Annotated in this window: 21 protein-coding genes; 5 read left to right on the forward strand and 16 right to left on the reverse strand. The window is 44.7% G+C overall.

From position 1 onward, the window contains the following. Positions 1-72: 72 nt before the first annotated feature. The 5 genes from hrpA to R8N46_RS16190 all read left to right on the forward strand — a co-directional run bounded on the left by hrpA (position 73) and on the right by R8N46_RS16190 (position 7,895). A complete protein-coding gene (gene hrpA / locus R8N46_RS16170; protein ID WP_318098480.1) occupies positions 73-4,059 on the forward strand; it encodes an ATP-dependent RNA helicase HrpA in 3,987 nt (1,328 codons plus the stop codon). Positions 4,060-4,241: 182 nt separating this feature from the next. After that, complete coding sequence (locus R8N46_RS16175) at positions 4,242-4,721, forward strand: outer membrane beta-barrel protein (protein WP_213972505.1); 480 nt, start codon at positions 4,242-4,244, stop codon at positions 4,719-4,721. 199 nt (positions 4,722-4,920) lie between these two features. Beyond that, positions 4,921-5,436, forward strand: coding sequence for an outer membrane beta-barrel protein (locus R8N46_RS16180; RefSeq protein ID WP_005377661.1), 516 nt, complete (start codon positions 4,921-4,923; stop codon positions 5,434-5,436). A 362-nt stretch (positions 5,437-5,798) separates the two neighbouring features. Next, positions 5,799-7,379 carry a BCCT family transporter gene (locus R8N46_RS16185; RefSeq protein WP_005377659.1) on the forward strand — a complete coding sequence of 527 codons (1,581 nt, stop codon included), beginning with the start codon at positions 5,799-5,801 and terminating at the stop codon, positions 7,377-7,379. Positions 7,380-7,505: 126 nt separating this feature from the next. Beyond that, positions 7,506-7,895: an ATP-binding protein gene (locus tag R8N46_RS16190; RefSeq protein ID WP_005377656.1), complete on the forward strand. Its 390-nt coding sequence runs from the start codon at positions 7,506-7,508 to the stop codon at positions 7,893-7,895. A 19-nt stretch (positions 7,896-7,914) separates the two neighbouring features. Here R8N46_RS16190 and R8N46_RS16195 read toward each other — a convergent pair whose 3' ends face one another. The 16 genes from R8N46_RS16195 to R8N46_RS16270 form a co-directional block, all read right to left on the reverse strand. After that, positions 7,915-8,553, reverse strand: coding sequence for a sugar transferase (locus R8N46_RS16195; protein WP_054576904.1), 639 nt, complete (start codon positions 8,551-8,553; stop codon positions 7,915-7,917). Positions 8,554-8,563: 10 nt separating this feature from the next. Further along, positions 8,564-9,754 (reverse strand): glycosyltransferase family 2 protein, encoded by a 1,191-nt coding sequence (locus tag R8N46_RS16200; RefSeq protein WP_064353899.1) that lies wholly within the window; start codon positions 9,752-9,754, stop codon positions 8,564-8,566. Beyond that, entirely contained in the window at positions 9,747-10,865 is a 1,119-nt protein-coding gene (locus tag R8N46_RS16205) for a glycosyltransferase (protein ID WP_054730656.1), read from the reverse strand. The genes R8N46_RS16200 and R8N46_RS16205 overlap by 8 nt, the downstream gene beginning before the upstream one ends. A gap of 221 nt (positions 10,866-11,086) precedes the next feature. Further along, complete coding sequence (locus tag R8N46_RS16210) at positions 11,087-12,520, reverse strand: GumC family protein (protein ID WP_005377649.1); 1,434 nt, start codon at positions 12,518-12,520, stop codon at positions 11,087-11,089. After that, on the reverse strand, positions 12,517-13,641 hold the full coding sequence (locus R8N46_RS16215) for a glycosyltransferase (protein WP_054730653.1): 1,125 nt from the start codon (positions 13,639-13,641) through the stop codon (positions 12,517-12,519). Before R8N46_RS16215 ends, R8N46_RS16210 begins: the two co-directional genes overlap by 4 nt. 115 nt (positions 13,642-13,756) lie before the next feature. Then, on the reverse strand, positions 13,757-15,121 hold the full coding sequence (locus R8N46_RS16220) for an O-antigen ligase family protein (RefSeq protein ID WP_192947917.1): 1,365 nt from the start codon (positions 15,119-15,121) through the stop codon (positions 13,757-13,759). Further along, positions 15,118-16,548, reverse strand: a complete 1,431-nt coding sequence (locus R8N46_RS16225; protein WP_017820656.1) for a lipopolysaccharide biosynthesis protein — start codon at positions 16,546-16,548, stop codon at positions 15,118-15,120. The genes R8N46_RS16220 and R8N46_RS16225 overlap by 4 nt, the downstream gene beginning before the upstream one ends. Then, positions 16,541-17,713 carry a glycosyltransferase gene (locus R8N46_RS16230; RefSeq protein ID WP_104979163.1) on the reverse strand — a complete coding sequence of 391 codons (1,173 nt, stop codon included), beginning with the start codon at positions 17,711-17,713 and terminating at the stop codon, positions 16,541-16,543. The genes R8N46_RS16225 and R8N46_RS16230 overlap by 8 nt, the downstream gene beginning before the upstream one ends. An 11-nt stretch (positions 17,714-17,724) precedes the next feature. Continuing rightward, positions 17,725-18,909, reverse strand: a complete 1,185-nt coding sequence (locus tag R8N46_RS16235; RefSeq protein ID WP_086046751.1) for a glycosyltransferase — start codon at positions 18,907-18,909, stop codon at positions 17,725-17,727. A gap of 144 nt (positions 18,910-19,053) precedes the next feature. Further along, positions 19,054-20,124: a glycosyltransferase family 4 protein gene (locus R8N46_RS16240; RefSeq protein WP_213972489.1), complete on the reverse strand. Its 1,071-nt coding sequence runs from the start codon at positions 20,122-20,124 to the stop codon at positions 19,054-19,056. After that, positions 20,099-21,625 carry a sigma-54-dependent transcriptional regulator gene (locus R8N46_RS16245; RefSeq protein ID WP_085569876.1) on the reverse strand — a complete coding sequence of 509 codons (1,527 nt, stop codon included), beginning with the start codon at positions 21,623-21,625 and terminating at the stop codon, positions 20,099-20,101. The genes R8N46_RS16240 and R8N46_RS16245 overlap by 26 nt, the downstream gene beginning before the upstream one ends. A gap of 308 nt (positions 21,626-21,933) precedes the next feature. Beyond that, positions 21,934-22,314: an Hpt domain-containing protein gene (locus R8N46_RS16250; RefSeq protein ID WP_005377636.1), complete on the reverse strand. Its 381-nt coding sequence runs from the start codon at positions 22,312-22,314 to the stop codon at positions 21,934-21,936. An 11-nt stretch (positions 22,315-22,325) separates the two neighbouring features. Then, on the reverse strand, positions 22,326-23,012 hold the full coding sequence (locus R8N46_RS16255) for an AAA family ATPase (protein WP_005377635.1): 687 nt from the start codon (positions 23,010-23,012) through the stop codon (positions 22,326-22,328). Further along, positions 23,012-25,114, reverse strand: a complete 2,103-nt coding sequence (locus R8N46_RS16260; RefSeq protein ID WP_017820662.1) for an SLBB domain-containing protein — start codon at positions 25,112-25,114, stop codon at positions 23,012-23,014. The genes R8N46_RS16255 and R8N46_RS16260 overlap by 1 nt, the downstream gene beginning before the upstream one ends. Next, positions 25,111-25,977: an OmpA family protein gene (locus R8N46_RS16265; RefSeq protein ID WP_005377631.1), complete on the reverse strand. Its 867-nt coding sequence runs from the start codon at positions 25,975-25,977 to the stop codon at positions 25,111-25,113. The genes R8N46_RS16260 and R8N46_RS16265 overlap by 4 nt, the downstream gene beginning before the upstream one ends. A gap of 26 nt (positions 25,978-26,003) precedes the next feature. Next, positions 26,004-26,324: an STAS domain-containing protein gene (locus tag R8N46_RS16270; RefSeq protein WP_017634929.1), complete on the reverse strand. Its 321-nt coding sequence runs from the start codon at positions 26,322-26,324 to the stop codon at positions 26,004-26,006. Positions 26,325-26,726 lie beyond the last annotated feature (402 nt).

Here is a 26,726-nt window from a genome sequence, read left to right on the forward strand (position 1 = left end):
TCGGTTATCTTGTTACAGATCTTGTGTGATACAATCCGCGCAGTTTTTGTAATGAAAAGAATAGGAAACGCTTTGACTTCGTCACAGCCCCCAAAAAAGAATCTAGCTGAAGAGCAAGCGACACCGTCAAATGGTGCGCAAAAAGCGACAGCGAAACAAGCTCAAACACCTCAGGCTCAAGTGAATAGTGCTGCATCTCTGCGTAAAGCGCTGAATCAGTGCATGATGCGCGACCGTTTCCGCTTGAGTAAACGTATTTCTGGTGCAAGCAAAATTAAGAAGGACGCAGCGCGTAATGCTGTGTTCGACGAAATCGCATTAGACATCGCAAAATCCATGATGGTTGCAGAGCAGCGCAGCAACTACAAACCAACGATTGAGTACCCAGAAATCCTGCCTGTAAGCCAAAAACGTGACGATATTGCGAAAGCGATCGAAGAAAACCAAGTGGTTATCGTCGCGGGTGAAACCGGTTCTGGTAAAACCACTCAGCTACCAAAAATCTGTGCTGAGCTTGGTCGCGGTAAATTTGGTCTGATTGGTCATACTCAGCCTCGTCGTCTTGCAGCGCGTTCGGTTGCTAACCGTATTGCCGAAGAGATGGAAACCAAGCTTGGTGAGTTTGTTGGTTACAAGGTTCGATTCAACGATCAGATCTCTGAAAATACCCAAATCAAATTGATGACGGACGGTATCTTGTTGGCTGAAATTCAGCATGACCGTTTCTTGAATCAATACGACACCATCATTATCGATGAAGCGCACGAGCGCAGCCTCAACATCGATTTCATCTTGGGTTACTTGAAAGAGTTGCTGCCACGTCGTCCTGATTTGAAAGTGATCATCACGTCGGCAACCATCGACCCAGAACGCTTCTCAAAACACTTCAACAATGCACCAATCATTGAAGTATCGGGTCGTACTTACCCGGTAGAAACACGTTACCGCCCACTAAGCGGTGATGACGACAATGATCGTGACCAGCTTGAAGGCATCTTCGAAGCGGTAGATGAACTGTGCGATGAAGGTTTAGGTGACATCCTGATTTTCATGAATGGTGAACGTGAAATCCGTGATACCGCAGATGCATTGTCCAAACGTAATCTGAAGAGCACGGAAATTGTGCCGCTTTACGCGCGTTTGTCGGCAGGTGAGCAGAATAAGATTTTCCAACCTCATACTGGTCGCCGAATTGTACTGGCAACCAACGTGGCAGAAACCTCGCTAACTGTTCCGGGTATTAAGTACGTTATCGACCCGGGTACGGCGCGTATCAGTCGATACAGTTACCGTACTAAGGTTCAGCGTCTTCCAATTGAGCCAGTTTCTCAGGCGAGTGCGAACCAGCGTAAAGGTCGTTGTGGTCGTGTGGAAGAGGGTATTTGCATTCGTCTGTACTCAGAGGAAGATTTTGAGTCACGCCCAGAGTTTACTGATCCTGAAATCCTGCGTACCAATCTAGCGTCGGTTATCTTGCAAATGACGGCACTTGGTTTGGGTGATATTCAAGCGTTTCCGTTTGTGGAAGCACCGGATAAACGTAACATCCAAGACGGCGTGCGTTTGCTGGAAGAGCTTGGTGCGATTAACTCTGAGGTAAAAGATCCGAAAAAACGCCTGACTTCCATTGGTCGCCAATTAGCGCGTTTGCCAATCGATCCGCGCTTGGCGCGTATGGTATTGGAAGCGCCAAAATATGGTGCGCTTAAAGAAGTGATGATCATCGCAGCTGCCTTGTCGATTCAAGATCCACGCGAACGTCCTTCAGACAAACAACAATCGTCAGACGATAAACATCGTCGCTTCTTCCATGAAGAGTCGGACTTCCTGACATTTGTGAATTTGTGGGAATACATCCAAAAGCAGCAAAAAGCCTTGTCTAGCAATCAGTTCCGCAAACAGTGTAAGCAAGACTATTTGAACTACTTGCGCGTTCGCGAGTGGCAAGATGTGTACTTACAAATTCATCAGTCGATGCGTGAGATGGAATTCAAGCTTAACGACGAGCCCGCTTCTTACCATGGCGTACACAGTGCCATTTTGGTTGGTTTGCTGTCGCACATCGGCATGAAAGACCAAGAAAAGAATGAATATCAAGGCGCGCGTAATGCTCGTTTCCATATCTTCCCTGCATCAGGTCTATTCAAGAAACAGCCTAAGTGGATCATGTCTGCTGAGTTGGTGGAAACCTCAAAACTTTGGGGTCGTATCATCGCAAAGATTCAGCCAGAATGGATTGAACCGTTAGCTAAACACCTTATTAAACGTAGTTACAGCGAACCACATTGGTCGAAGAAACGCGCTGCGGTGATGGCGCACGAAAAAGTGATGCTTTACGGCGTACCAATCGTACCGAAACGCTTGGTCAACTACGGCAGTATCGATTCGACCGTAAGTCGCGAAATCTTCATTCGTAGTGCATTGGTTGAGGGTGAATGGGAAACCAAACACGCGTTCTTTAAGCAAAACCGTAAGCTTCTGCAAGAAGTGGAAGAGCTTGAGCATAAATCTCGTCGTCGAGACATCTTAGTGGATGATGATGAGCTGTTTGATTTCTATGACCAACGTGTTGGTACTGAAGTCGTTTCTGGCAAACACTTCGATACGTGGTGGAAAAAGGCATCTAAAGAAAATCCGGAACTGCTGAACTTTGAAAAAGAGATGCTGTTCAAGGGTGATGCTAGCCATGTGACCGATTTGGATTACCCGAACTTCTGGCATCAAAATGGTTTGAAGCTCAAATTGAGTTACCAATTTGAACCAGGCGATGATAGTGACGGTGTCACAGTACATTTGCCGTTGCCGATTTTAAACCAAGTTGAACCAGCGGGTTTTGATTGGCAGATCCCAGGTTTACGCCATGAGCTTGTGGTTAGCTTGATTAAATCGTTGCCAAAGACAATTCGTAAGAACTTTGTGCCTGCGCCAAACTATGCCGATGCATTCTTAGCACGTGTCACGCCAATGGAAGCGCCGCTGCTAGATTCATTAGAGAAAGAGTTGCGACGCATGACGGGCGTAGAGGTACTGCGTGAAGACTGGAACTTGGAACAAGTACCTGAGCACTTGAAAGTCACGTTCCGCGCGGTTGATCATCGAAATCGTAAACTGAAGGAACATAAAGACCTTCATGAACTGAAAGAAAGTTTGAAAGACAAAGTTCAAGAAACGCTTTCCAAAGTTGCGGATGACGATATCGAACAGCAAGGTCTGCATACGTGGAGTTTTGGCGAATTGCCGAAAGTGTATCAACAAAAACGTGGCGGCTACGATGTAAAAGCGTATCCGGCACTTGTTGATAGCAAAGACAGCGTTGAAATCAAACTCTACGAAACAGAGTACGAGCAGATAACGGCAATGCGTGCTGGTCAGCGTCGCCTAATTTTATTGAATGTGCCGTCGCCAATTAAATATTTGCACGCCAACTTACCGAACAAATCGAAGCTGGGTCTGTACTTTAATCCATACGGCAAAGTGCTTGATCTGATAGATGACTGCATTGCCTGTGGTGTCGATAAGCTTATTGAAGAGCAGGGTGGTTTAGTTTGGGAGCCAGAGAAGTTCGAAGCGTTGAAAGAACACGTTCGTGCTGAATTGGGTGACACCGTTGTAGAGATTGCTCAACAGGTTGAGACTATTCTGACCACGGCGTTTAGCATCAATAAGAAGCTAAAAGGCAAGATCGACTTCACAATGGCGTTTGCTCTGTCCGATATCAAAGCACAAATTGAAGGCTTGATCTTCAAAGGCTTTGCAACGGAATGTGGCTGGAAGCGCTTGCCGGATATTCTTCGCTACATGCGCGCGATAGAGCGCCGTATGGAGAAGTTGCCAATCGATCCAAACAAAGATCGTTTACATATGCTGAAGATTGAATCTGTGACTCAAGACTATAAAGAGTTGCTGAACAAGATCCCGAAAGGTGTGGCCATTCCTGAAAATGTAAAAGAAGTGCGTTGGATGATTGAAGAACTTCGCGTGAGTTACTTTGCTCAACAATTAGGCACTCCTTATCCTGTTTCTGATAAACGAGTCAAAAACGCGATTGATGCTTGCTAATCAACCAGTAAAATAGTGTCAGATTTGTAATTATCGCTTAAGAAGTTGCTGGTACACTAATTGCTAGTAACTCAATAAGCATTATTTTTTAGTTCTGGGAGGCAATAGTTCGCCTCCCTTTATTTGTAGTACCAACGACTGAGTTATGCAGACGTGGGAATAATAAAGAGTAAAGGTAGATGATGAAAAAAACTCTATTAGCAGTGGCGCTACTTGGCGCATCTTCTGCGGCAATGGCGGATTCTTGGATTTACGGTGGTGCAACAGTAGGTCAGTCTGACTACAAAGGTGATACGGACACATCATACTCTGTTCACGTTGGTACAGGCATTCTACCTATCATTGGTGTTGAAGCTGGTGTAACACAGCACGGTGAGTTCAACGTAAATGGTCAAGACACTAAGCTAACTTCTTACTACGCAGCACTTAAGCCAAGTATCGACTTCGGTCCGCTACACGTGTACGCAAAAGGTGGTTTCCATCAGTGGGACAAAAAAGTGAAAGGTGGCAAAGACGATGACGATTTGGACCTAATGTACGGTGTGGGTGCTGAGTACTTCATTTTTGGCCCAATGTCTGTTGGTGCTAGCTACATGAACTACACTGCTGGTAAAGACGATATCAGCACGTTCTCTGTTAACGCAACACTACATTTCCTATAAGCGTCAAGCTTTCTAACACCATATGAAACACACCGGCTTTATGTCGGTGTTTTTTTGTCTGGAAGTCACAAAACAAAAGTTGAACATAAATTATTCACTTTTAGAGTCTTAAAATGCCTATGCTTTCCAATATATAGTGGCGATTAAATGCGCATATTTGCGTAATGTTTCGCTTAGGAATCGATCAGGAAGGGATAGTATGAAAAAAACACTCTCGTTATTCGCTCTAACGTTGTGCTCAACGTCAGCAATGGCTGACTCTTGGATTTACGCTGGTGGCCAAATTGGTCAGTCCGATATCGACAGCGAAAATGATACAACTTATGGTATTCATGTCGGTACTGGTATTTTGCCATTCATTGGCATTGAGGCAGGCTACTTTAACCACGGCAAAGTGGATTTATCTTTGAGTGGCAGCAGGGGTAGCGCTGATTTTGATTCATTCTATTTAGCGGCGAAACCTAGTATCGACTTCGGCCCGTTACACGTTTACGCAAAAGGCGGCATCAATGCATTCAACGTTGATTATGACGGTGGACTGAGAAACTTAGACAAAGATGATGGCGTCTCTTATATGTATGGTGTTGGTGCCGAATACTTCTTGCTTGACAATGTGTCTGTGGGCGCGAGTTATCAAGCGTTTGGCGTGGATATTGAAGGCGATAGCGATACCGTTAGCAGCGTAACAGGGAACATCACCTTCCATTTCTTATAACGCTCGCTGGATGAAAGGTTTGCTGATTTGGTTTCGTCGTTAATTGTGAAACCAAATCAGCGCAGGTCTTCTCTATTTGCGCAGTGACTGGCTATGAACTTAAGTATTTCTTGTGTCTTTTCTAGTCTACAACCTACGACAAAATCAATCGTTAGACCTCATAATTTTTGTGTTGATATTATTTCCCCTTCATCTGTCTCGAATTGAGCTTAAAATGCAATAAATCACGACTTTTTGCAAAAATATGTGATTGCTGCTAAAATTCTTCCCGCTTTAAAACTTTAGAGTTCAAATTAATGGAGGGCGGTATTGGAGTTCTTCTCACCTGAGGGGCGTTTCAAATTCACGTTAAATTTGTATTTATGGATAATGCATTTAAAAAATATAGTATTGATACAACCGATTATCAGGTTGGACAGGATAACGTTCAAAAGTGGGGATTCGATATACATAACCCGGTTTTTGGCATTAGTGCGGGGCTCGTTGTTTTCTGTCTGATTTCACTTCTTCTTGTTGAGCCAACCACTGCTCGAGACGTATTAAACGGTCTAAAAAACGGAATTATCGAACAGTTTGATGCGTTTTTTATGTGGTCGACAAACTTCTTCTTATTGTTCGCCGTTGCTCTTCTTTTTTCTCCGCTAGGTAAAATCCGCTTAGGTGGCAAAGAAGCAACGCCGGATCACTCAACCGTTTCTTGGTTGTCGATGCTTTTCGCCGCGGGTATGGGTATTGGTCTTCTGTTCTGGAGTGTGGCTGAGCCGACCGCGTATTTCACTGATTGGTGGGGAATGCCACTGAACGCAGTACCATACACCGAAGAAGCAAAATCCCTCGCGATGGGTGCCACTATGTTCCACTGGGGTGTGCATGGTTGGAGTATTTACGCACTCGTTGCACTAGCATTAGCGTTTTTTGCATTTAACAAAGGTTTACCACTTTCATTGCGCGCGGCGTTCTATCCAATTTTTGGTGACCGTGCATGGGGCTGGTTAGGTCACGTTATTGATATCCTTGCCGTTTTGTCGACGCTATTTGGTCTTGCAACGTCGCTAGGTCTGGGTGCTCAGCAGGCGACCAGTGGTATTAACCATGTCTTTGGTCTAGAAGGCGGCATTGGTACACAAATGATTGTGATCACCTTCGTTACCTTTATCGCGGTGCTATCAGTGATTCGTGGTATTGATGGTGGTGTTAAGCTACTGAGTAACGTCAATATGGTGGTTGCGTTTGCGCTGCTTATTTTCATTACCTTCATCACGTTTGATACGGCGTGGAGCTCGCTACGCGACACAACAATGGCTTACATTGAAAATATTATTCCATTGAGTAACCCTCACGGTCGTGAAGATGAAACTTGGATGCACGGCTGGACGGTATTCTACTGGGCTTGGTGGGTATCTTGGTCACCGTTTGTTGGTATGTTTATCGCGCGTGTGTCTAAAGGTCGTACGGTTCGAGAATTCTTATTCGCAGTCATCGTTATTCCTACAGTTGTTACTTTGATTTGGATGTCTGTGTTTGGTGGTATCGCGCTTGACCAAGTGGTGAATAAAGTTGGTGAGCTAGGTGCAAATGGCCTAACTGATATTTCATTGACTCTGTTCCATGTTTACGATGCGCTTCCGTATAGCTCAGTGATTTCAATGCTTTCTATCGTGCTGATTCTGGTATTCTTTATTACATCGTCAGACTCTGGCTCACTGGTTATCGATAGTATTACCGCCGGTGGTAAGATTGATGCACCAGTACCGCAACGCATTTTCTGGGCGTGTATTGAAGGTGCAATTGCAGCCGTAATGCTTTGGGTTGGTGGTAAAGAAGCCCTGCAAGCATTGCAATCAGGTGTTGTTGCAACAGGATTACCGTTTACTTTTGTTCTGCTGTTGATGTGCGTAAGTTTGGTGAAAGGGTTAAGAACAGAACTGCCAGCTTACAAATAAATACAACACGATCCATGATTGAGTTTAAATGCCGAGCCTAATGTGCTCGGCATTTTTTATTTCTACTTTTCTTTTCCAATAATTTCGTTACAGTTTAGGCTTATTCCCACCTCATTAAACTGCATTATGTCACTGGCTAAACTCATTCTTATTCGTGGACTTCCGGGTTCAGGTAAAACAACCTTAGCAAAACAACTAGCGATAGAGCTTGGTGCTAAGCATTTTGAAGCTGACATGTATTTTGAAAATGATGAAGGTGATTATCACTTTGAACCAGTTCAATTACCTCAAGCGCATGAGTGGTGTTTTCAGCAAACTAGAAAGTGGTTGAACAAAGGGAGAGTCGTGATTGTGAGCAATACGTTTGTTCGACATTGGGAGATGAAGCGTTACATGGACTACTGCATGAAGAAGCGCATCGAGGTGGAAATTAAAGTGTGCCACGGAGCGTATCAAAGCATTCATGATGTACCACCAGCGACGATAGAAAAGATGCGACGCCAGTGGCAAGAATGACCGTTACCAGAACCGGAAGTTATTGACCTCGTCCGTCAATCATCACAACGAATGTTTTGCTCATGATTGAAAGGTCCATTGAAATCCAAGAGTAAAACGAACCTAAGCTTAGTGCGTAACTGTGGTCAAACCCAACTTTGCGTCTTACATCTTCAATGCATGCATCATAGCCTTGGTTAACCTGAGCTAAGCCTGTGATACCTGGTAACACGCCATATGTGCGCTCTACAAAATAGGGGATTTCATCTTCCAATTTCTGGTAGAAAGCTGGGCGTTCTGGGCGCGGCCCAATCATCGACATTTCACCTCTCAACACATTAAACAGTTGAGGTAGTTCATCTAAACGCGTTTTGCGTAAAAAGCGTCCTACTGGCGTGATGCGGGGATCATTTTCAGTTGCCCATACTGCGCCAGAGCGTTGCTCTGCATCAATATACATGGTGCGAAACTTCATGATTTGAAAAAGATCCATTTTTTCTGGTGTACAGCGCCCAACACGCAGTTGACGATAGATCACTGGGCCTTTCGATGTGATTTTTATAGCTAGCGCGATAAATGGGAATAGCGGTGCAGTGACGACCAAAATAAGCATTGCAACCAGTACATCAAACGTTCTTTTCGCGTGGCATACATTTGAATCGTAGCGTGAGTTTTTCATGATGCTTTCCTTATTGGTTGACGCGTTTCCAACGTCCATTTTCCATTCCGAGTAAATACTTCATACCGCCGATAAAGTTGGCGAGATGACCAATGACGATGTAGCTAATCAGCTTAAAAGGTTTAATTGTGTTAAGTGCTGGCATCAAGTAAGTGATAAGCGCGATGCTATAAATACCAACTTGTGCGGACAGCATTACTTGAAACAGCGGATTGTGTGCCAGTAGTAGTGAGCAAATAAAGCAAACAATCATCAAATAGGGTGTTGCTAAGCGCAGAACCTTTCCCGATAGAAATGCAAAGGCAGTGCCACGATAACGAGGTAGCAGTAATTTCTTTAATTGCATGAGCTGCTGCATGTTACCCGCTGAAATTCTTAGGCGCCGCTTGAAATCTGCGTTGTCTGAGCTCTGTTCTAGTTCAAGAGCCAGCATGTTTGGCTCGTAAATAGCGCTATAGCCTCGCAAAACGATTCTCATAGGGAGAATAAAGTCGTCATTAATGGTGCTAACTTCCAGTGGTTCAAATAAGTGAGTTCTGAAAGTGTAAAACGCACCGTGGGAACCAATCGTTGAACCTAACAAAGATTCTTGGTGCTTTACTCGAGACTGGTATTGCCAATACGCCGCTTCACCTTGGTTATCAGTGCTCATTATTTGATATGTTGCGTTAACCACTCCAACGTTCTCATTTTGATAATGCTGACTAGCTAGCAATAGAGAATCGCAAGAAATCAATGCCGACGTGTCACTCAGTGCGGTAATGTCCGAGCTAACATGACGCATTTCTTCGTTGAGTAGGGCAACTTTACCACGATTGACTTGGTGATCATTAATAATGAACAGAGTATCAGAGCAGATTGCTTCTTGAATTGTCGCTTGAGCAATCTCGGCTGTGTTATCTGTGCAGCCATCACATGCGATCACTACTCTTAATTTATCCCTCGGGTAGTCTAGGCTCGCAAGGTTACGGATCTTCTCTGCTATCCATTGTTCTTCATTGTAGGCGGGCACGATGACAGTAATAGAGGGTAGCTGGCTGTCTGTTTTGGAGGCTTTGTAAGCTCGCTCTACAAATGGTGCTTTGGCTTCGTCTTGCTGTTTTAAAGGAAGCCACTTAAGGAGCAGTGGGTACCCAACGTGATGATAGACAATCAAAAACGCGGATAAACCAAACCCTATAATCCAAAGTAAATCATTCATAACTAGCCTCCTTGGCCAAACGTGAGTAGCGACTCACCATGTCTCTGATATCAAAGTGTTTGAGAATAAAAGTTCGAGGAGAATGGTGTGATGATTCCAGTTGCTGTGATAACGCTTCGGCCAACGAAAACACGCGATTTGCTTCAACCAGTGTGCTGTTGTTCGGACAGAGCGTCTCTTTCACGCCGCCAACATCCGTCGCGACGCAAGGAATGTCACATGCTTGAGCCTCGAGGGTTGAGAGAGGAAATCCCTCTTGAAGTGATGGTAAGCAAAACAAGTCTAGGCTTTGGTAAAAGCTGGGCATATCGTCGACCAAGCCTAAAAAGGTTACTCGATCTTCAAGTTTTAACGTTCTAACTTGTGCTTCCAATTGAACTCGCTGAGAACCATCTCCAGCAATGGCTAGGTGTGTGTTTGGCGTAAGATGAGAGAATGCTTCGATAAGCACTTTATGGCCTTTAACTGCTTCTAGACGCCCGGCAACGCCAATCACGATTTTGTCGGTTGGAAGTTCAAACAAGTGTCTTGTTGCCGTTTGGTCACCGCTTTTAAACTTCTGACAGTCAATCCCGTTATGGATAGTACAAATTTTGCGATACTTTAACTTAGTCTGTATTTGATGGGCGACAAAGTTAGCATCCGCAACTACTTGCGGGCGAATCATCGTTAGCAAAAGGGACTGTAGTCGAGCTGATTTTTTGTTATTAAGGTGCCATGCGTCGTGCTCGGTATGAATCACTACAGGTACGTGCGCTAAACGTGCAGCAATACCACCATACAGAAGTGGGCCGATATGATGGGTGTGGACCACGTCAGGCTTAAGTCCTTTGAGCATGGAAGTCAGCGTACTGATGGTTTTTCCGCTGAATCCAGGTTTCTTATTAAGAAAGTGCAGTTGGCCTTGGTAGGGCAATAGTTTTTGCCAGCCTTGTAGTGCATGTTCTTTGCTTCCTTCTAAGCTCACGACAAAAACGGAATGGTTGGGCTGCGCAAAACGAAGCATTTCTAGTACGAGCGTTTCTAAACCACCAGGAGCTAAGTGTTGCACGACGTGTAATATCACTTTTTTGCTGTGCTTAGTGTTATTGTGTTTTTGTCTGAATTCCATTTTCAAACCCTCGTTGAGTTCTTTGTTTATTTAGGAATTGCAGACTGCGTGCCAAAAAATTAATCATTTAAAAACAATAAGTTAATATTGATGTTTGTGAGGCTTTATGTTTATTCTCAATTTGAGATTCATATTAGTGGACATGCTATGAGGCTGTATAAGGCAGTAGTAAAAGAAAAGCACTCGCCGACCGAGTGCTTGTAAATGAGTTCTTATGGCGGTTAGTTTCCGTACACTACGTTAGGTAAAGTGGTGATGACAGGAACACCAAGGTGTTTTTCTAATGCTCTTTTAGAGCGGATAGAGTTATCGGCTAACTCTAGTATCGTCGCTAATCCAATGCCTAAACCAGCGCCACCAATAAATCCTAAAATGACAAATACAAAACTAGGTAAGTTAGTTGGAATCGTTGGCGTGAACGGTTCATCAATGATTTTTACGCGCTTATTCTCTTCAAACTCTCCCAAAGAACCCGTTAGTTGGGCCATCTCATAGCGTTCGACGAGTTCATCATACATTTCTCTCTTCACTGCGACGTCACGAGCTAAGCGGTTGATTTCTGTTGCTGTGCTCCCAAATTGGTGCGCATTTCGCTCTAATTCTTGGATCATGTCTCGCAAGCTGTTGGTTTCTTCCGTAAGTGCTTCAAAACGTCCGCGCATCATTTGTAATTGATGTAGTTGGGAGACAAGTAGAGGCTGTGCTTCGCCAAGACTGTTTACTGTGGTATTGCTCGCGATATCCCATAGTTGAGCACTGTTTAGTTCTGGTTGTTTAGAGTTCAAGAGTACCGAGCGTTCCTGCTCCAACCGGTTTAATTCTCGCAACTTACCTTGCACCAAACTATGCGCCTCTGTGTATTTAGCGCGAAGCAGGGTAAGTTCACTACGAATGTCGATGATTTGCTCTTCCAGTTTACCGATAACCGGGTTCGTTTTGGATAGTTGTTGATCCAAACTGCCTAGACTTCGTGAAACACCAGCAAGCTCCGCCTCCTTTTCGGCTAACGTTTGTTTGAGGCTAGCAAGGCGAGTAAGGCTTTGAGCTTGCATTTCGGGCGTCGCGTCTGAGTAAGTATTTTTATATTCTGCAAAGGCTTGTTCAGCCTTGTCTAGTTCTTCCCTGCGTTTGTTGATATGGATAGTCAAAAAATGGCTCGAATCTTTAATCGAAGAACGCTCAGGAGCCAAAAGCTGTTCGACAAAATGCTCTCTGACAGACAGCAGCATCGACTCCATTCCTTCTGATTTACCACTTTGCAATTGAATTTGAATGAAGTCTTTACCGAGTGGCTGAACAGACAGGCGCGACGCGAGATCTTTTATGATGAACTCTTGCTCTTTTGCACTCATCTCGTCATTGATCAACGATTGTTCTTTTGCGACTGAATACAAAACGTGTCGGCTTTTTAGCAGAGTACTGAGTGCGCTCAATCGGTCTTTCAGCATTGTTGAGACGGCAAGGTCTTGAAGGAACGGGTTCATTTTCGCTGTCTCTTGAATAAGCATGCTGGTATGAGCAACATAAGTCGTCGGAACCAGTTTACTTACGATGAAACCCAGCACCGGCAAGACAAGCATAGGAATAACGATCATGTAGCGACGTCTCCAAGCTCCATGTAACAGTACGCTGAGGTTTTCTCTTAAATCGTTCATAGCGCCCTCACTAATTTATCAACTTGGTTGGCTCTTGCTTCCCAGCTTTGCTGTTGAACATATTGCTTTGAGTTTGCCGGGGGTGGGATCAGGTGATCGAGACTGGCGCATACATCTTCGACATTTTGAACTATGTGGAGCATATGCTTGTACGGCATTAATGCAGGAAACGACGTGCTAATAACGGGGGTTCCTGTTGCCAAGTACTCAAGAAGTTTAAGCGGATTACACGCTTTGATTTGAGCGTTATCAACAAAGGGCAACCAACTGGCATCCCAGTGTTGAGAGTAACGTGGCAGAGTGTGATGCGCTCTCGGGCCCAGGTAGTATATGTTGCTTCTTTGTGGAAGTGGATTGTCACTGAACTCGTTGGGGCCGATGAACACGAGATCCCAGTCAGGCGCTTGGTCTGCGACTTGGGCAATTAAGTCGTAATCTAACCATTCAGACAAACTACCATAAAAGCCCAGCACTTTGCGGCCGTTGTCAGGCAAGTCTTTGGCCTTCGGTGCTGGCTCAGAAAACAGACTAACGTTGACACCATGAGGCAAAGTGACGGTTTTATGTGATGGAAACTTGGTGGAGAGTGTTTCGCTTGCCGTAAAGATAACGTTGGCCGCATTAACAAGAGTACGTTCGTGCTTTGTTACCGTGTCGTGGTCAACACCAGCTAAAGCGCTAAAGTCATCGCCACAATAGTAAATCAGTCCACGTGGGTTCATTTCTGCACAAACATCGGCAGCAGTCGGGAGCGACGTCCAAAATACAGGCTTATCAAAACCAAGAGCTTGTAATTGTTTGTTGAGTTGGTGTTTCATCATCTTAGCGGCCACTTTTCTTGCTAATGCAGAATTAGGGGCAGGAATGGTGAGCAAGTTGATGATGTGAATGTTTGGGTTTGTTTCAGAGTCCAATGTTGGCTTGTGTGAGCCTACGTTATGAAATACACGAGTGAGTTTGTTTAACGCACGCTGTATGTCTTTAGAATCCAGCTTAGGTTGACGAAGGCCAATGGAGTTAACCCAAAGGATTCGATGGTTCGCTGCTAGTCGCTTGACAATATGCTGAGTGGAAGAGGGTAACCCACCAAAATCTTCTCCAAATACTACGATGTCCGTCATGTGGCTCTCCTTGAGTCTTGGTTATTTGATTACTAATTAAGTGAGTAATCACAATGCGTGCCAAGGAATTAGCCATTTTAAAACAGTGATTTATGGGTTTTGTTTATGTTTGAAACTAGGATTTCTCATTTTGACAGTCACTTTGAACAATTCGGCTAACGACAACTGTTAATGCCGCTAGAATGTAAATTGGCCAAGTGAAACCTTGAGTCAGAAACGTGCCTGATACGATGGTACCGATAAGCCCACTTAACACGGCGTTTGCTCCTACAGAGAGGGTGTAATCTGATTTTGGTGTCAGCAATGAGATGGAATGCAAAGAGGTGCGGATCAATGACACAATTAAAGTAATGAACACCGCGAGCCCGACAAAACCCGTTTCTGCTAACACGCCAAACCAAGTACTATGGACGGCGTGGTTGATACCATCCCAGTGTGGGCTGTAGAAATAGTAATTAAAGTAGAAGTTATCTAGACCTACGCCAGTCAACGGGTGATGCAGTGCCATTTTAAATGCCGCTTCCCACGCATAAAGTCGCCCCATCGCAGAGGCATCTATACCATCCTCAGCGGCTCCCCCCGATTCTCGTCCTGAAATACCAGCGAATGCGTAGAGTACGATCGCTGCGATGGCGCCTAGTACCAAGACTAATGTTTTGCTTTTGATGTGTTTAAAAGCAAAGTAGGCAAATACAGACAGTGAACCTAGTAACCCACCGCGGCTCTGCGTCTCAATGATCGCAAAGAACAAAACCAAACAGGTGATAAGGGCAAAGAGCCTGAGATGCTTGGGGGAATGCTTCTCCATCAATTGACTAACGGTAAAGGCAAGGGGAAACATCAGCACTAGTGCCAAATCGTTAGGATCGCCAAGTACGGAACCTATGGATCGTCCTATCGACACGCGCGTTCCTTCGACTAAATCAATGCCATTCGCTGCGTTTTGTAATGCCACTAGACCAATCAATAATCCGGCGAAAATAATTGCTTTTGACATCTGAGCGAGCTGTGAAGGTTTAGTAATAAGCCAGGTGATGGCCAACGTCATAATGATGATTTTCCAATAGGTGTTTTTGAACACCGTTATTGCGATATCACGACTGGAAGCGAATATGATTCCGATGATCACCAGACCCCAAAATATACACAGCCACTTTAATGAAGGGTGCCAAAAAGCTGTAATCTGGCGGCTTATAAGAAGGTGAAAAGAGAGTGCGGCGAGTGCCCCCAGTGATAAGAGTAATGGGATCTTGAAGTTATAGATAACAGGAAAGGCTTCGTGAATACGAAAGAATGAAAAAATAACGAACAGTGTGACAAGCCAAAACGTTTGATTGAGAACAAACAGTAACGCGAGTGGTGCGAAACACAACGCAACAATCAAAATGGGATGAGGCATAACAATCCAAAGCAGGCCGATACAGACTGTAATCGTCAGTGCTGCGATGGACTGTTTTGTTCTCACCTTGGTTTCATTCATAACGAGTATCTCTTCACCTGTCCACGCCGTTTCACTATGTATCGAGTGAGAGCATTGAGCGTCTCTTTACTCATGTAGCGAGTGGCTATCCCTGCCAGCAAACTGCATGTCAAAATGCAAATTGCGATGGCGATTCCTATTGATTGTGAAGAGTGAAGCAGGAACAGTGCCACACCGGATATAATCTGTAATAAAACCATCAGACTGAGGTGAAAAGGCAACGTCATACATTGTTGGCCTACTACATAAGTCAGGCCCAACTTACACAGTTGTGCGTAATAAAGCGCAATGAACACCCCATAAATACCCAGAGAAGATAAGCCAAACAGCAAAGCAATCGCAACGCACGCAGAGACGACATTTATACCCAGTAGCCAGCGAGTACGACGCTTGTACAAAATGGAGATGTTAATCAACTCACTCCATTCTTTTAACATGGCGATAGGTAGCAAGAATAAGCTGAATAGTACCGCCTCATGATAGGTTTCTGGCAGTAAGTAGGTGATCATCACCATTGCTAATGTGCCGACCACTACACTCAAACCTGTAATGTAAATCATACCTAAGTGTGTGATGCGCACTGCTTCAGTGCTCTTGCGCCCTTCTAAGTAGTTAAATCGACGTGGCATCCACCACATGCCAAACGGCTGCACTAAAATACACATGCCCACTGCAAATTTTACCGCTATCGCGTAAATCCCTAACGTCGCAAGAGAAGTGTTGGCACCAATGAACCAGCGTTCAGCGCCATTGAGACAAAATGCTACTAAACCGGCCATCATCATTGGTAGGCAGTAGTTTAGGTATTGTTTTGCCAATGTCAGCTTAGGAAGGGTGACATTGTAACGGTTAACGATGTGCAGCCAAACAAATTGAGTAATAGCAGCCAACAAGCCCCCCCACAAAACAGAAATAACATGGGGATGAACAGACAGCGCCGCGACGATAAAAATGACCTGAAAAATGGTGGTAGTGACCATGACGTTAAGCAGTGTTCTTGCTTTGTCGTCTTGTGTTCTTAACCAGGCAGTGCCGATTGCAATACTGCCTTCTAGAACGATGGCAAACATAACAATAGCAAATTCGACTCGCGTAAAAGGCGCGGGAATGGGGGCGATTAAAATGATAGTGAGCAAGCTAAGAGCGACGACGCCAGCGATGAGTAAAGCAAGTGAGTACAGCTGGTTTAGTAGGCTTGTGCGCGTATTTTGATCCTTTTCAACGCCGACGAATCGATAAAGCGCTTCATGCAAAGCGAAACTGACAAACAAGGTCGTAACAACACCAAAGGTTGTTAGAAGCTCAAGCTTGCCCATTTGTTCTGGTGAGAGAAAGTGGGGCAATACAGGCAGCATGATTAGGCTGATGCTTTTATTGATCACTAAGGCGATAGCAAATAGCGTCATGTTGGTCATTGCTTTAGACATGATCATATCCTTTGATGTCTCGCGGTGTCTTGAGTGTGCAATCATTGTTGGTAGCAATTTCGGCAGCAAGGTGCTGGGCGATTGGCAAATAACAACGTTCGGCTGTGTATAGTTGAGAAACATTGAGTGCTTCGATACCCATCGTTACTTTCATCCACGGCGATTCATTCAAAAGGCGAATTGCGTTGTGTAGCGAAGCCACATTGTTAGGCGTGTATTTAATACAATTTCGGCCGTGAGTTAACACGCGGTCCCAATAACTATCATCATGTGGAATGACGACACACATACCTGCAGCGAGAGCCTCCAAAATAGATAACCCAAAAGGTTCGTTGAGACTGGTGGAAACAAACACACCACACTGTGAACGCAATTCATCTAAGTTGTTTGGGCATTCATGCCATTCAACACCTTGTGTGTTGAAGTCCGGTGTTGAATATTCCACACCTGCCACGTTAGGTTTGATGTAACACACGGTGGATTTGATCTTTTTCGACTCATCAAGTGTTAAAGCATCAAGCAAAAGATCGATGTTCTTCCATTTTAGTAAGCTAGCTGCCCAGAAAACGCGGCTTGAAATCGGATTCGCTTGTTTTGGCCAGCGATCTTTCGATAATCCATTAACAAACGTAGATGTATTCAAACCACACCAATAGCGTTCGGTGGCTGGCTTCTCTGTTTTGAGGTAGGCCTGTAATGCTTCTACCATTGATTCGCGGGTGTTTGCCAAGTAGTAAATTGCCGATGCTTTTACTAAGCAGTAGCCAGCAGATCTCGATCGTCCAATAGGGCCATGAACCATCTGTACCACAGGCTTTTTGCTAATTAATCGTAGTAAGTACAAAGGCATATCATTACTTGGGCAAGATAGGCCCAAAAAGCTATCTATCTTTGGAAGCTTCATGCACGCGTAGAGAAGTTGGAGAAAGTAGTAAGCGTTCATCAACCAGTAGGTCAGGCCATGAGTCGAGTTAAATGGTGACGGTTTTATTTTTATAACTTGCACACGCGGTGTATCACTAAGCAGTGACGCCCAATGCTCTGGATTTGTAGTGAGTAGGTAACCAATCACGCTCAGCTTATCGCACTGCTTAAGGAGCTCTGCATTCGCGATTTTGGATCCACCTTGCATTGGGATGGCGTCGAACATCAATACACGTTTCATGACCGGGCTCCTCAATTGATGCTCAACCAGCGTGAAAGAGGCTTCATGCAGTGAGTCATTGGCATTGGTGTAATGGCGTTGTTATTAAGTTCACCTTCGTAAATACGTTCAATAGCGTTGATAGATGCAGTCGTCGTTAAGTGCTGGCTAGCATGTAGGTAAGCGTTTTCCGCCAGCTTGTTTCTTAATGCCGCGTCTTGCATGACTTGTTGAATCGCGTTTAACAGGCTCGCCATTCCACTGTTCTGGTACAGCAATGCAGAGTGATTATGCTCGAACAACTCAGGAATGCCTCCCGTTTTAGGAGCCACGATAGGCAGTTGAGCTAAAGCCGCTTCCCCGAGCACGAGACCAAAAGCCTCTTCATAGGCGCCGCTAATAAAAGCGTCTGCATTACCACACATCCACGCTCCGGCATTGTGTTGCTCTCCGACAAAGTGCACTCGTTCTTGGATACCAAGATCTGCGGCAAGCTGTTGCAGTGCTTCTCTTTCTTCGCCGTCACCAACAATAACAAGGTGAGGGTTGTGGTGGTGGTAGTTGTGCATGCGCATTGCCCGAATAAGGCGGTCAAACCCTTTGCGCTTAATCAGCGAACCCACCGACAGAAAGGTAAAGGCCTGTGATGGGATTCCGAGGCGATCTTTAATGTCTATGGGTGTATCCACGCCTTGAAGTGACACGCCGTTGTGTACGACATGAAGTTGGTTTTGTGGGTAGCCGTCCTGAAGAATTTCGCGTCCAACATCTTTGCTAACGCAAATCAATTTTGGAGAGAGGTGAAGTCCGAGAGAGAAGCGATCGCGCAATGTATAATGGCAATGAAGTTGCGTGACAAGTGGTATATGATTCATGCGAGCAGCCAAACACATCCATTGACAAGGGCCGCCGCTATTGACGTGTACCAAGTCGATGTTGTGCTTTTCGATCAAATCTGAGCCTTGTTTGATAAGGCTATTCCAACCGCTAATATCCCAGCGCGGAGCGCTCCAACCACCCACCAAATTGAAGGCTGAATGTTCCGCTTCAATTCCGAGCGATTGGCACTTATCGATTAATGGTTGGCAGTTGGACCATACGAATGGCTCAAACTTATCGCGGTCGATTCCTGAAATGAGATCCAGAAGCACCACTTCACTGCCGCGAATCCAATTATCACCATAATGAACATATAGAATGCGTTTTGGCGTAGTCATAAGTCACCTCTGTCTCATCATTAATCTGCGTTAACTGCTGAGCTGCAATAGAGATGCCAAAATATGCCATTAGTTTATGTGATTGAATCTTATATGATATTTATGTTTGGAACTCATCATTCTCATATTGAGAACCAATATGGATTAGTGATCCGTTTCAATTTGATATTTTTGTAGCAATACGGGAATCACACTTTGCGCTGAGAAATCATCAATGATGGTTTGTCGAGCATTCTGGCGAATGAGTGATTGTAGCGCTTCACCAATCGACATCCAGTCATGAAGACATTTAGCAAGAGAGGGAATGTCTTCGACGATAAAACCATTTTTACCCGTTTGGATAATATCTGGAAGACGACCTACACGTAAGCTCATCACGGCAATGCCTCTCGACATGGCTTCAAGCGCCGCCATTGGAAGACCCTCATAACGAGAAGAGATGATAAGTACGCTGATATTTTCCCAAACACCTTCCATATCGGTTTGATGGCCGAAGAAAGTCACATTTGGAGGGGCAGTTTGATTAAGCGATTCTTTTTCTGGGCCATCACCGTACACACTAAACTGTAATGTTGGACAGAGCCTCGCTACCTCAATAAATTGATCGGCGCCTTTTTCCTGACTCAATCGGCCGACAAAAGCGATCTCCTGATAGTTGAGTTGACTGTTGGGAATCGAAACAAAGTTATTCAGCAGTTCTGAAGAACAAAAAACTTTGCGCTGAATACTTGGACTGACAGCAAAGCAATAGTCAGATAGGCTGCCTGAGCTTCTATCAAGCCAATCGTATAGCCATAGCTTCCCTGAGGACGATTCACCAGCATGATAAGTTGAAATCAAACGAGGAAACGTACGGGTGAGCAGTTTGGCGCAGCGCGACAAAATCGACGCTTTATAACCATGGGAGTGAACCACTGAGGGTTGGTGATTGGCGACGGCGCTTGTTAGGTGTTTAATTTTTAAAGCTTTATTGGGCTCGCCAGACAAATAGTTTAAGTAACTCACAGGGATCGCGGCTTCTTTTGCCTTCTGTACAATCTGAGCAGCTGGTGAATACTCAGTGGTTAGCACAACTCGAGCTTTGTGTCCAAAGGCTATTAATCCCCGAGCTAGCTCGATAACGTGACTTTCAATGCCACCGAATAGACGGCTATCAAGCAAGATCCAAATTTCACCAATGGCAGGTTTATCAAGATTGTTCGAGATTAATTTCATCCGCTTCCCACGCTTGTTTTTTTCGGTAAACCGTAGATGGGCTTAACTCCAGCATGACAGCGGCGTTGAGGACGTTGCCATCACAGTACGCAATTGCGTTTTGAATTGCTTCACGCTCTACTTGCCACATAGGGCGAATGGTTCCATCAGAGTTAAAGTACGGTGAGGTAGCAGCAGAGGACGGTGTACCAGGCAGCTCCGCTGCGGTAATCGACGGTTCGACCGCAGAAGGTGAAGGTTCCTCAGTATAAACAGGTGGTGGTGTGATTGGTGCAATGTTTGCTGACTCTTGAGCAACATGCGCAGGTGTCGTTGTTTTCGTAACTTTTGACTTTTTAGTGAGTTGAGCGGGTAGGTGGCTCACCGTGACTTTTTCGTCGTTATTAAGCACCACAATGTTACGTATGATGTTTTGTAGTTGCCTTACATTACCCGGCCATTCGTAATGCTTGATGATATGTTGAGCTTCACTGTCGATTGTTGAGAATTTCTTTTTGTCCTGTTTGGCGTAAGTGGTCAAGAAGTGCTTGGCAAGCGTGACGATGTCACTTCCTCGTTCACGTAATGGGGGCATATCGATAGGTATAACGTGCACACGGTAGTATAAGTCTTCACGAAAACGACCTTCTTCTACTTCTGTTAATGGATCTCGGTTAGTGGCACAAATGATTCTCACATCCACTTTCATTTCTCGAGTGCCACCAAGAGGGGTGTAAGTGCCCGTTTGTAGAAAGCGGAGCAACTTCTTTTGCATCTCAAGTTCCATTTCACACAGCTCATCAAGAAAAAGCGTGCCACCATGTGCCAGCGTCGCCGCACCTTTTCGATCTGTTGTTGCTCCAGTAAAGGCCCCTTTAACGTGACCAAAAATCTCACTTTCCATCAAATCTCGTGGAATAGCCCCACAGTTAATTGCAATAAAAGGCTTGTCTTTACGGTCACTCTGGCGGTGGACAGCTTCAGCACAAACTTCTTTACCTGTGCCGCTTTCTCCCACAATAAACACACTGGCAGAAGTTGGCGCAACAGCATCAATGGTCTTGTATACCGCCTGCATCGGGAGGCTTGAACCGATGAATCCGTGATAGTTGTGGCGATCAAACTTGGACTGAATATTTTCCACCAAATCTTCCAATTTGGCGCGTTTAAGGTGCAATGCAACTGACGTTTTTAGGCGATCAGCGTTTATGGGCTTTTCTAAGAAATCTTCCGCACCTTTTTGAATTAGATTAACGGCTAAGTCGACGCTGCCGTGTGCCGTAGCAATAATAACGGACGTAGGAATGTCATTCTGGTTGATCCAATCCAGCACGTCTTCGCCAGACATGTCGGGCAGTTTCAAATCGAGAATGATGAGCTGAGGTTTGCTTCTTTCAATAAATTGAATCGCTTCGCGACCTGTCTCGACATGAAAAATGTCATAAGGTTCGTCTTTCACATACTGCTTATAAAGTATGGCTAGTGAAGTAGAGTCCTCTACCAGTAATACCCTTGGTCTCATAGTCCCATCCCAACGTAGTTTGTTTCATTTTTTATGATTTTTGTCAGCACTACTATTTGGCATTATGAGTGGTTTATAGCTCTCTAGTGCTGAAAATTCTCAATTTGAGAAAAGCGTTATTTAAGTATTAGCACAAGGTAGGAAATTTGCGAAAAATCCATACTTTTTAATTGATTAAGTTATGCCCAAATAATTTCAAGGTGTGTGGCTTGGCGAGGATGACTGAATTTGGAGCCTAAATTTCTGAGATGATGTCGGCATCGCGCTTTATCAAACGCGATGCTTCGCTAGGGAGTAAGACACTGATACTACTCAAACCCTTGAGCTTTTCGCTTTTCTAACGCATCAAACGATTCATTGGCGAGTTGAGGAAGTGTTTCACAAAGCTCCAATGCTTTTGGTATTTTTCCTTCGACACAGTACTTCTCAATCATTCTTGCTTGTCTTGAAAGCGTTCGATTGCCTAGAGCGAGAGCAGAACTGCCCAGTGTGTGAACCTCGAACTCTAATGTTTGAAGGTCTTTTGTGCTTAATGCTTGCTCTATTTTCTCCATGCGATCGCGTGACTCTTCGACATAGTGATCAATCAAGGTAGGGATGATTTCGGCGCACGTATCTTTGATCATTTGCTGAAGAATATGCTCATCCACTAATTCTTGCTCGATAGTCAATGTGTTATTTATCGTCATAATAGCGCTCCCTATAACATAAACAGTTCGCTTTTTTTAATTTGCTGAGACAGTTTTTCTTTCCACTTTTTTGGTAAGAAACGCAGCTTGGAAACTTGGCGGATTAACTCATCTTTCAGGCTTGGAGTGTGCTTCATGTTCAGTACAGAACCAATCAAGTTCGCATCGCTAGCATCGAGTAGCTTTTTGGCTTGCTCGAGCTGGGTTGCAGTCGTAGAGCCATAATGCGCTACTAACAAAGTAGCATCACATACGCCAGCAATCACTTGAGGCGCAATATTGCTTCGGTTGACACTGAGAAGTGGTGATGTATCTATCACGACGCGCTCGTACTGCGTTAACCATTGTGCAATGTTTTGTTTCAGCGTTGTTGGGTCTCGGTACGCTAACTGAGTACTGGCGAGAGATGGAGCAGGGAGGCCGACTAAAGTTTGGTGTGTATTCTCTCGTGTGATCAAATGGCCAACCTTCTCGTCATCATCAAATTCGTGAACAGTGTGATAAGCGGGTTTGAATAAGTTAAGGTCTACATACAAAGTATTGTGGCCTGCTAAAACCAAGCGCTCTGCAAGAGATGAAGCCACGGAAGTGACACCATCTTCAGATTTACAACCCACAACACAAATCGTTTTGTGGCCTTTCTGTTCACTCTGAAGATAAATTTGCTCAATCTCAGCGTGAGTTGCAGGAATAGTCATTACAACGCTCCTATTAACACGATGGTTGTGGTGATTTGTAAAATATCTCTTAGTCCGGCCCTCGCTTTTTCAACAAAGCTTTCGTCTTTATGGGGAATGTAAATTGTGTCGCCTGCGCGAATGACTGGCAGCTCATAAATGTTGGCTGTTTTACTAAAGTTCACCAAATCAAATGTTCGGGCTTGGCCTTGGCAGCAAGACATATTGACCACACTGATCTTTTCAAGGTAGGCATTATCAGTTGGTCCTCCTGCTTCCGCTAAGAGATCAAGCACAGTCATGTTGTCATTGAATACGTACCGCCCTGGGTCTCTTACTTCACCTAATACGCGTACCGTGGACTCTTTTGAACGATCTAACCAGTTTTTGTTTTTTTCTGGAATGTAAATGGTATCACCGGGACGAACGTGGGGCAGAATTGACTCATCGCCTGTTTCAAAGTACATCGATAAATTCAATTTACTCACTTTGGCATAACCTAGGCCTCGGTGTGTGACACGGATGTTGTGAATATCTGCATCCATTGTCGGTCCATCGGCGGCAGACAAAATATCCAGAAAATGCATATCTTCGGTGAAACGATAGCGCCCAGGTGCATTGATTTGCCCGAAAACGTATATCGATGCGTCAGAGCTTTGGCTTACCCATTGCGACTTATTATCGGATGGGTCGTCAGGCAATGCATGTACCCTTACGACTGTACCAGCGGAAACTTGAGGTAGGCTTGATGTTGGTGAGCCATCCAGAATGTATTGGTCTAAGTCAAATTGTGTCATTTGACCGTTATTGGCGACTTCAATTTTGGTGGTATCAGCTCGTCGAGTTGGGCCTCCAACGTGTGCAAGCAGGTCAATCAAATCCATTTCGTCTGACCACTCGATGCGTCCAGGGCGAACAACTTCTCCCATCACTGCGACCGCTCGACTAGGTGCTACTTTTAACCAAGACTTCTCATTGAAATCGGTTTTCTCCGGTACGAAAATCGCGTCTCCCGGTCCAACATTTGGTGGTCTGGCTGAAGATAGTCCTTCTGTATGCGCGGTAAGATCGAATTTGATTACTTTGCCATCGGCTTTTATAACGCGAATTTGGCGAGATTCTGCGTAGCGAGTGGGCCCGCCAGCGTTGGCGAGGATATCCATGAAGCTAGCGCCTTGCTTGCCTTCGTATGCCCCAGGATGGGCGACTTCACCCATCACGTAAACCACATTTGCACCTGCTTTGATTTCTTCTTCCTGTTTTGGGACAAAGATGGTGGCACCTGGCAGGATCTCCGGCAATAGGCTTTGGTCTCCAGTATCAAGGTACTTTTTCAGGTTAAACATGGTTGGGTTATTGTTTGTTATCACGCGAATTTGCTCAACACTGGCATATCGTGTCACGCCGCCAGCTCGCATTACGACATCAACTAGCGTGGTGTTTGGCTTGTATGAGAACGAGCCAGGTGCGTTGACTTCACCAAAGACTTTGATTGCACGAGCGGAATCTGCGCTGTCACCTGAATTCGCGAGTTTTGCTGCATCAAACTCTTGCTCAATATTCCCTACGAGTGGGGAAGCGGGGACAAATAAGACATCCAGTGATTCTAGTTTTGGCAGTTGGCTATTGTCACCCGTATCAAGGAAGCGTTTGTAGTCAAATTCAATGTTTTTATTTCCACGTTTCACGATCATTTTATCAAGCTGAGCCCCAGCGCGCAGGCCGCCAGCTTCGTACACAAACATTTGAATGTTGGACCCAGAAGGTAAGGTATATTCACCGGGTTTGACCACGTAGCCTTGAACGGACACTAACAACTGTTGCTGTTTAATAAAAACTCGAGCGTTGTTAACGTCACGATACACGGTCTTTAGCCTGTCGATAATCACGTCTTGGAGTTGTTGTTCATTGTAGCCGGCCACTAATACAGGGCCGACTTCTGGTAAATTAATTCGTCCACGACGATCAACCTGAAACCCTTGGTTTAACGACGCCTCTCCAGGTAAGTTAATCTGTATTAAATCACCGACCTTAACAGTATTGCTCTCATCCGCTATGGAAGAAGGTACCCACGCGACCAGACACAACAACATTAAGAGGATAAATGGTTTCATCGTGTTCATAGCGCGCCTCCTGCCGTTGGGTTGCGGTTTATTGAGGTATCGCTATCTGAATTAGGGCTAATAACCTCGATGCTTACTCGACGATTAGTTAAACGCACGGCGGATGTTTCACCTTCATAGAGTGGCAGGTTATCTCCGACAGATTTGGTAGTGACTCTCTCTGAAGTGATACCAAATACGGTTAGGTAACGCTTTACTTGTTCCGCACGCGCTTGAGCAAGTTTCTGGTTGTAATCGGGTGTTCCAGTTGCATCCGCATGCCCCGTTACTACAAGAGATAGGTTAGGGTGGTCACGTAAAATGTAGGCTGCTTCTGCCAAATGTCCCATGTACTTCGGGTTGATTTCAGCTGAATCGACAGCAAACTGGTTGTCGATATTAAGAAGTGCATAGATATCCGAGACTATGTTTAGGTCGCTACGCAGCGCTTCAATATCATCGGGCGGTGTGCAAGTGGTTTGGCTCAGTACGTAGTCGAGTTGTTGTTCGAGCTGGTTTAAGCGTCGACGCTGAATCACAAGGTCGTTGGCAGCGTCGAGTAAAAGCCCACCTTCCAACTCGCGCGCAATTCTATTTTGTTTTTCAAGGGCCTGAACAACTGCCGCAGGAAAACACCAGCGCGCTCCCTCTTGGATTAGTGCGTCTAGATGTAACTTGGTCAATTGCCAATCAAACCTTAACCCATGTTCTGGACCTAAAGGCTCGTCAGGCATCACTGGGGAAAACTGATAATTCTCGATCGAGATATCTTGATAGCTTTCCGCCAAGCCACCTTTCCCGTGTTCTGGGTAGTCAAACGACGAACAACCAAACATGCCGACAACAAGACCGCTTACTGCATATCGTCGTATAAGATTTACCATGCCAACCTCCGTTTAAACCGGTATTTTTAGTGTCCTTTTGAGTTAACGGGAATGGCATGGTTGATACGAAGCAAGCTCATGATTTCTAAAGGTTGGCCTGATACGTTTTCAATACTCATGCTTCTTTCACGTTCAACTAGACGCTTATATAAGTAAACAATGGCACCAATCCCTGAAGAATCAAGAAATTGGACGTGCTGTAGGTTAATTTCGACTTCTTTGTGATGATTGTTGTGAATTACTTCATCAATGTGATGTTGTGCTTGTCGACAGCCACTTGCGTCTAAGTCACCAAAAAACTCAATGGCTAACTTGTCTTGATTGATTTCTAGTTTGCGTAATTCCATGACTCTGTCTCCGTTTGTTTTTCTAATTGGATATAGAGCAGGTAACGTGCCAATTTGAAATTAATGAAAAATCAAACAGTTAAATATTGTTAATGATATTGTTCAATTTGAGAAAGGACTGATTCTCAAATTGAGAATCAAAAATGCACAGAGAAATGGTTTGCTTATAAGAGGTGTTGAACCTAAAGAAGTCATTAGAGCGGGGGATCTCGTCATGATTAGATTCCAACTCGATTGACGAACCATCCGCCTTAAGTGAATAACGTGTAACGACTAAATGCAAAACCTGTCTAAAGTTTATGATTATCTTTGCAAATTATTACTAATGTTGATTGTTATGAGTCGAAGAACAACTAGTAATAAATAGGTCATCGAGAGGACTTACGTTTCAATAAAGACGAT

This window comes from Vibrio sp. 1874, from assembly GCF_033344395.1.
Taxonomy (GTDB): domain Bacteria; phylum Pseudomonadota; class Gammaproteobacteria; order Enterobacterales; family Vibrionaceae; genus Vibrio; species Vibrio alginolyticus.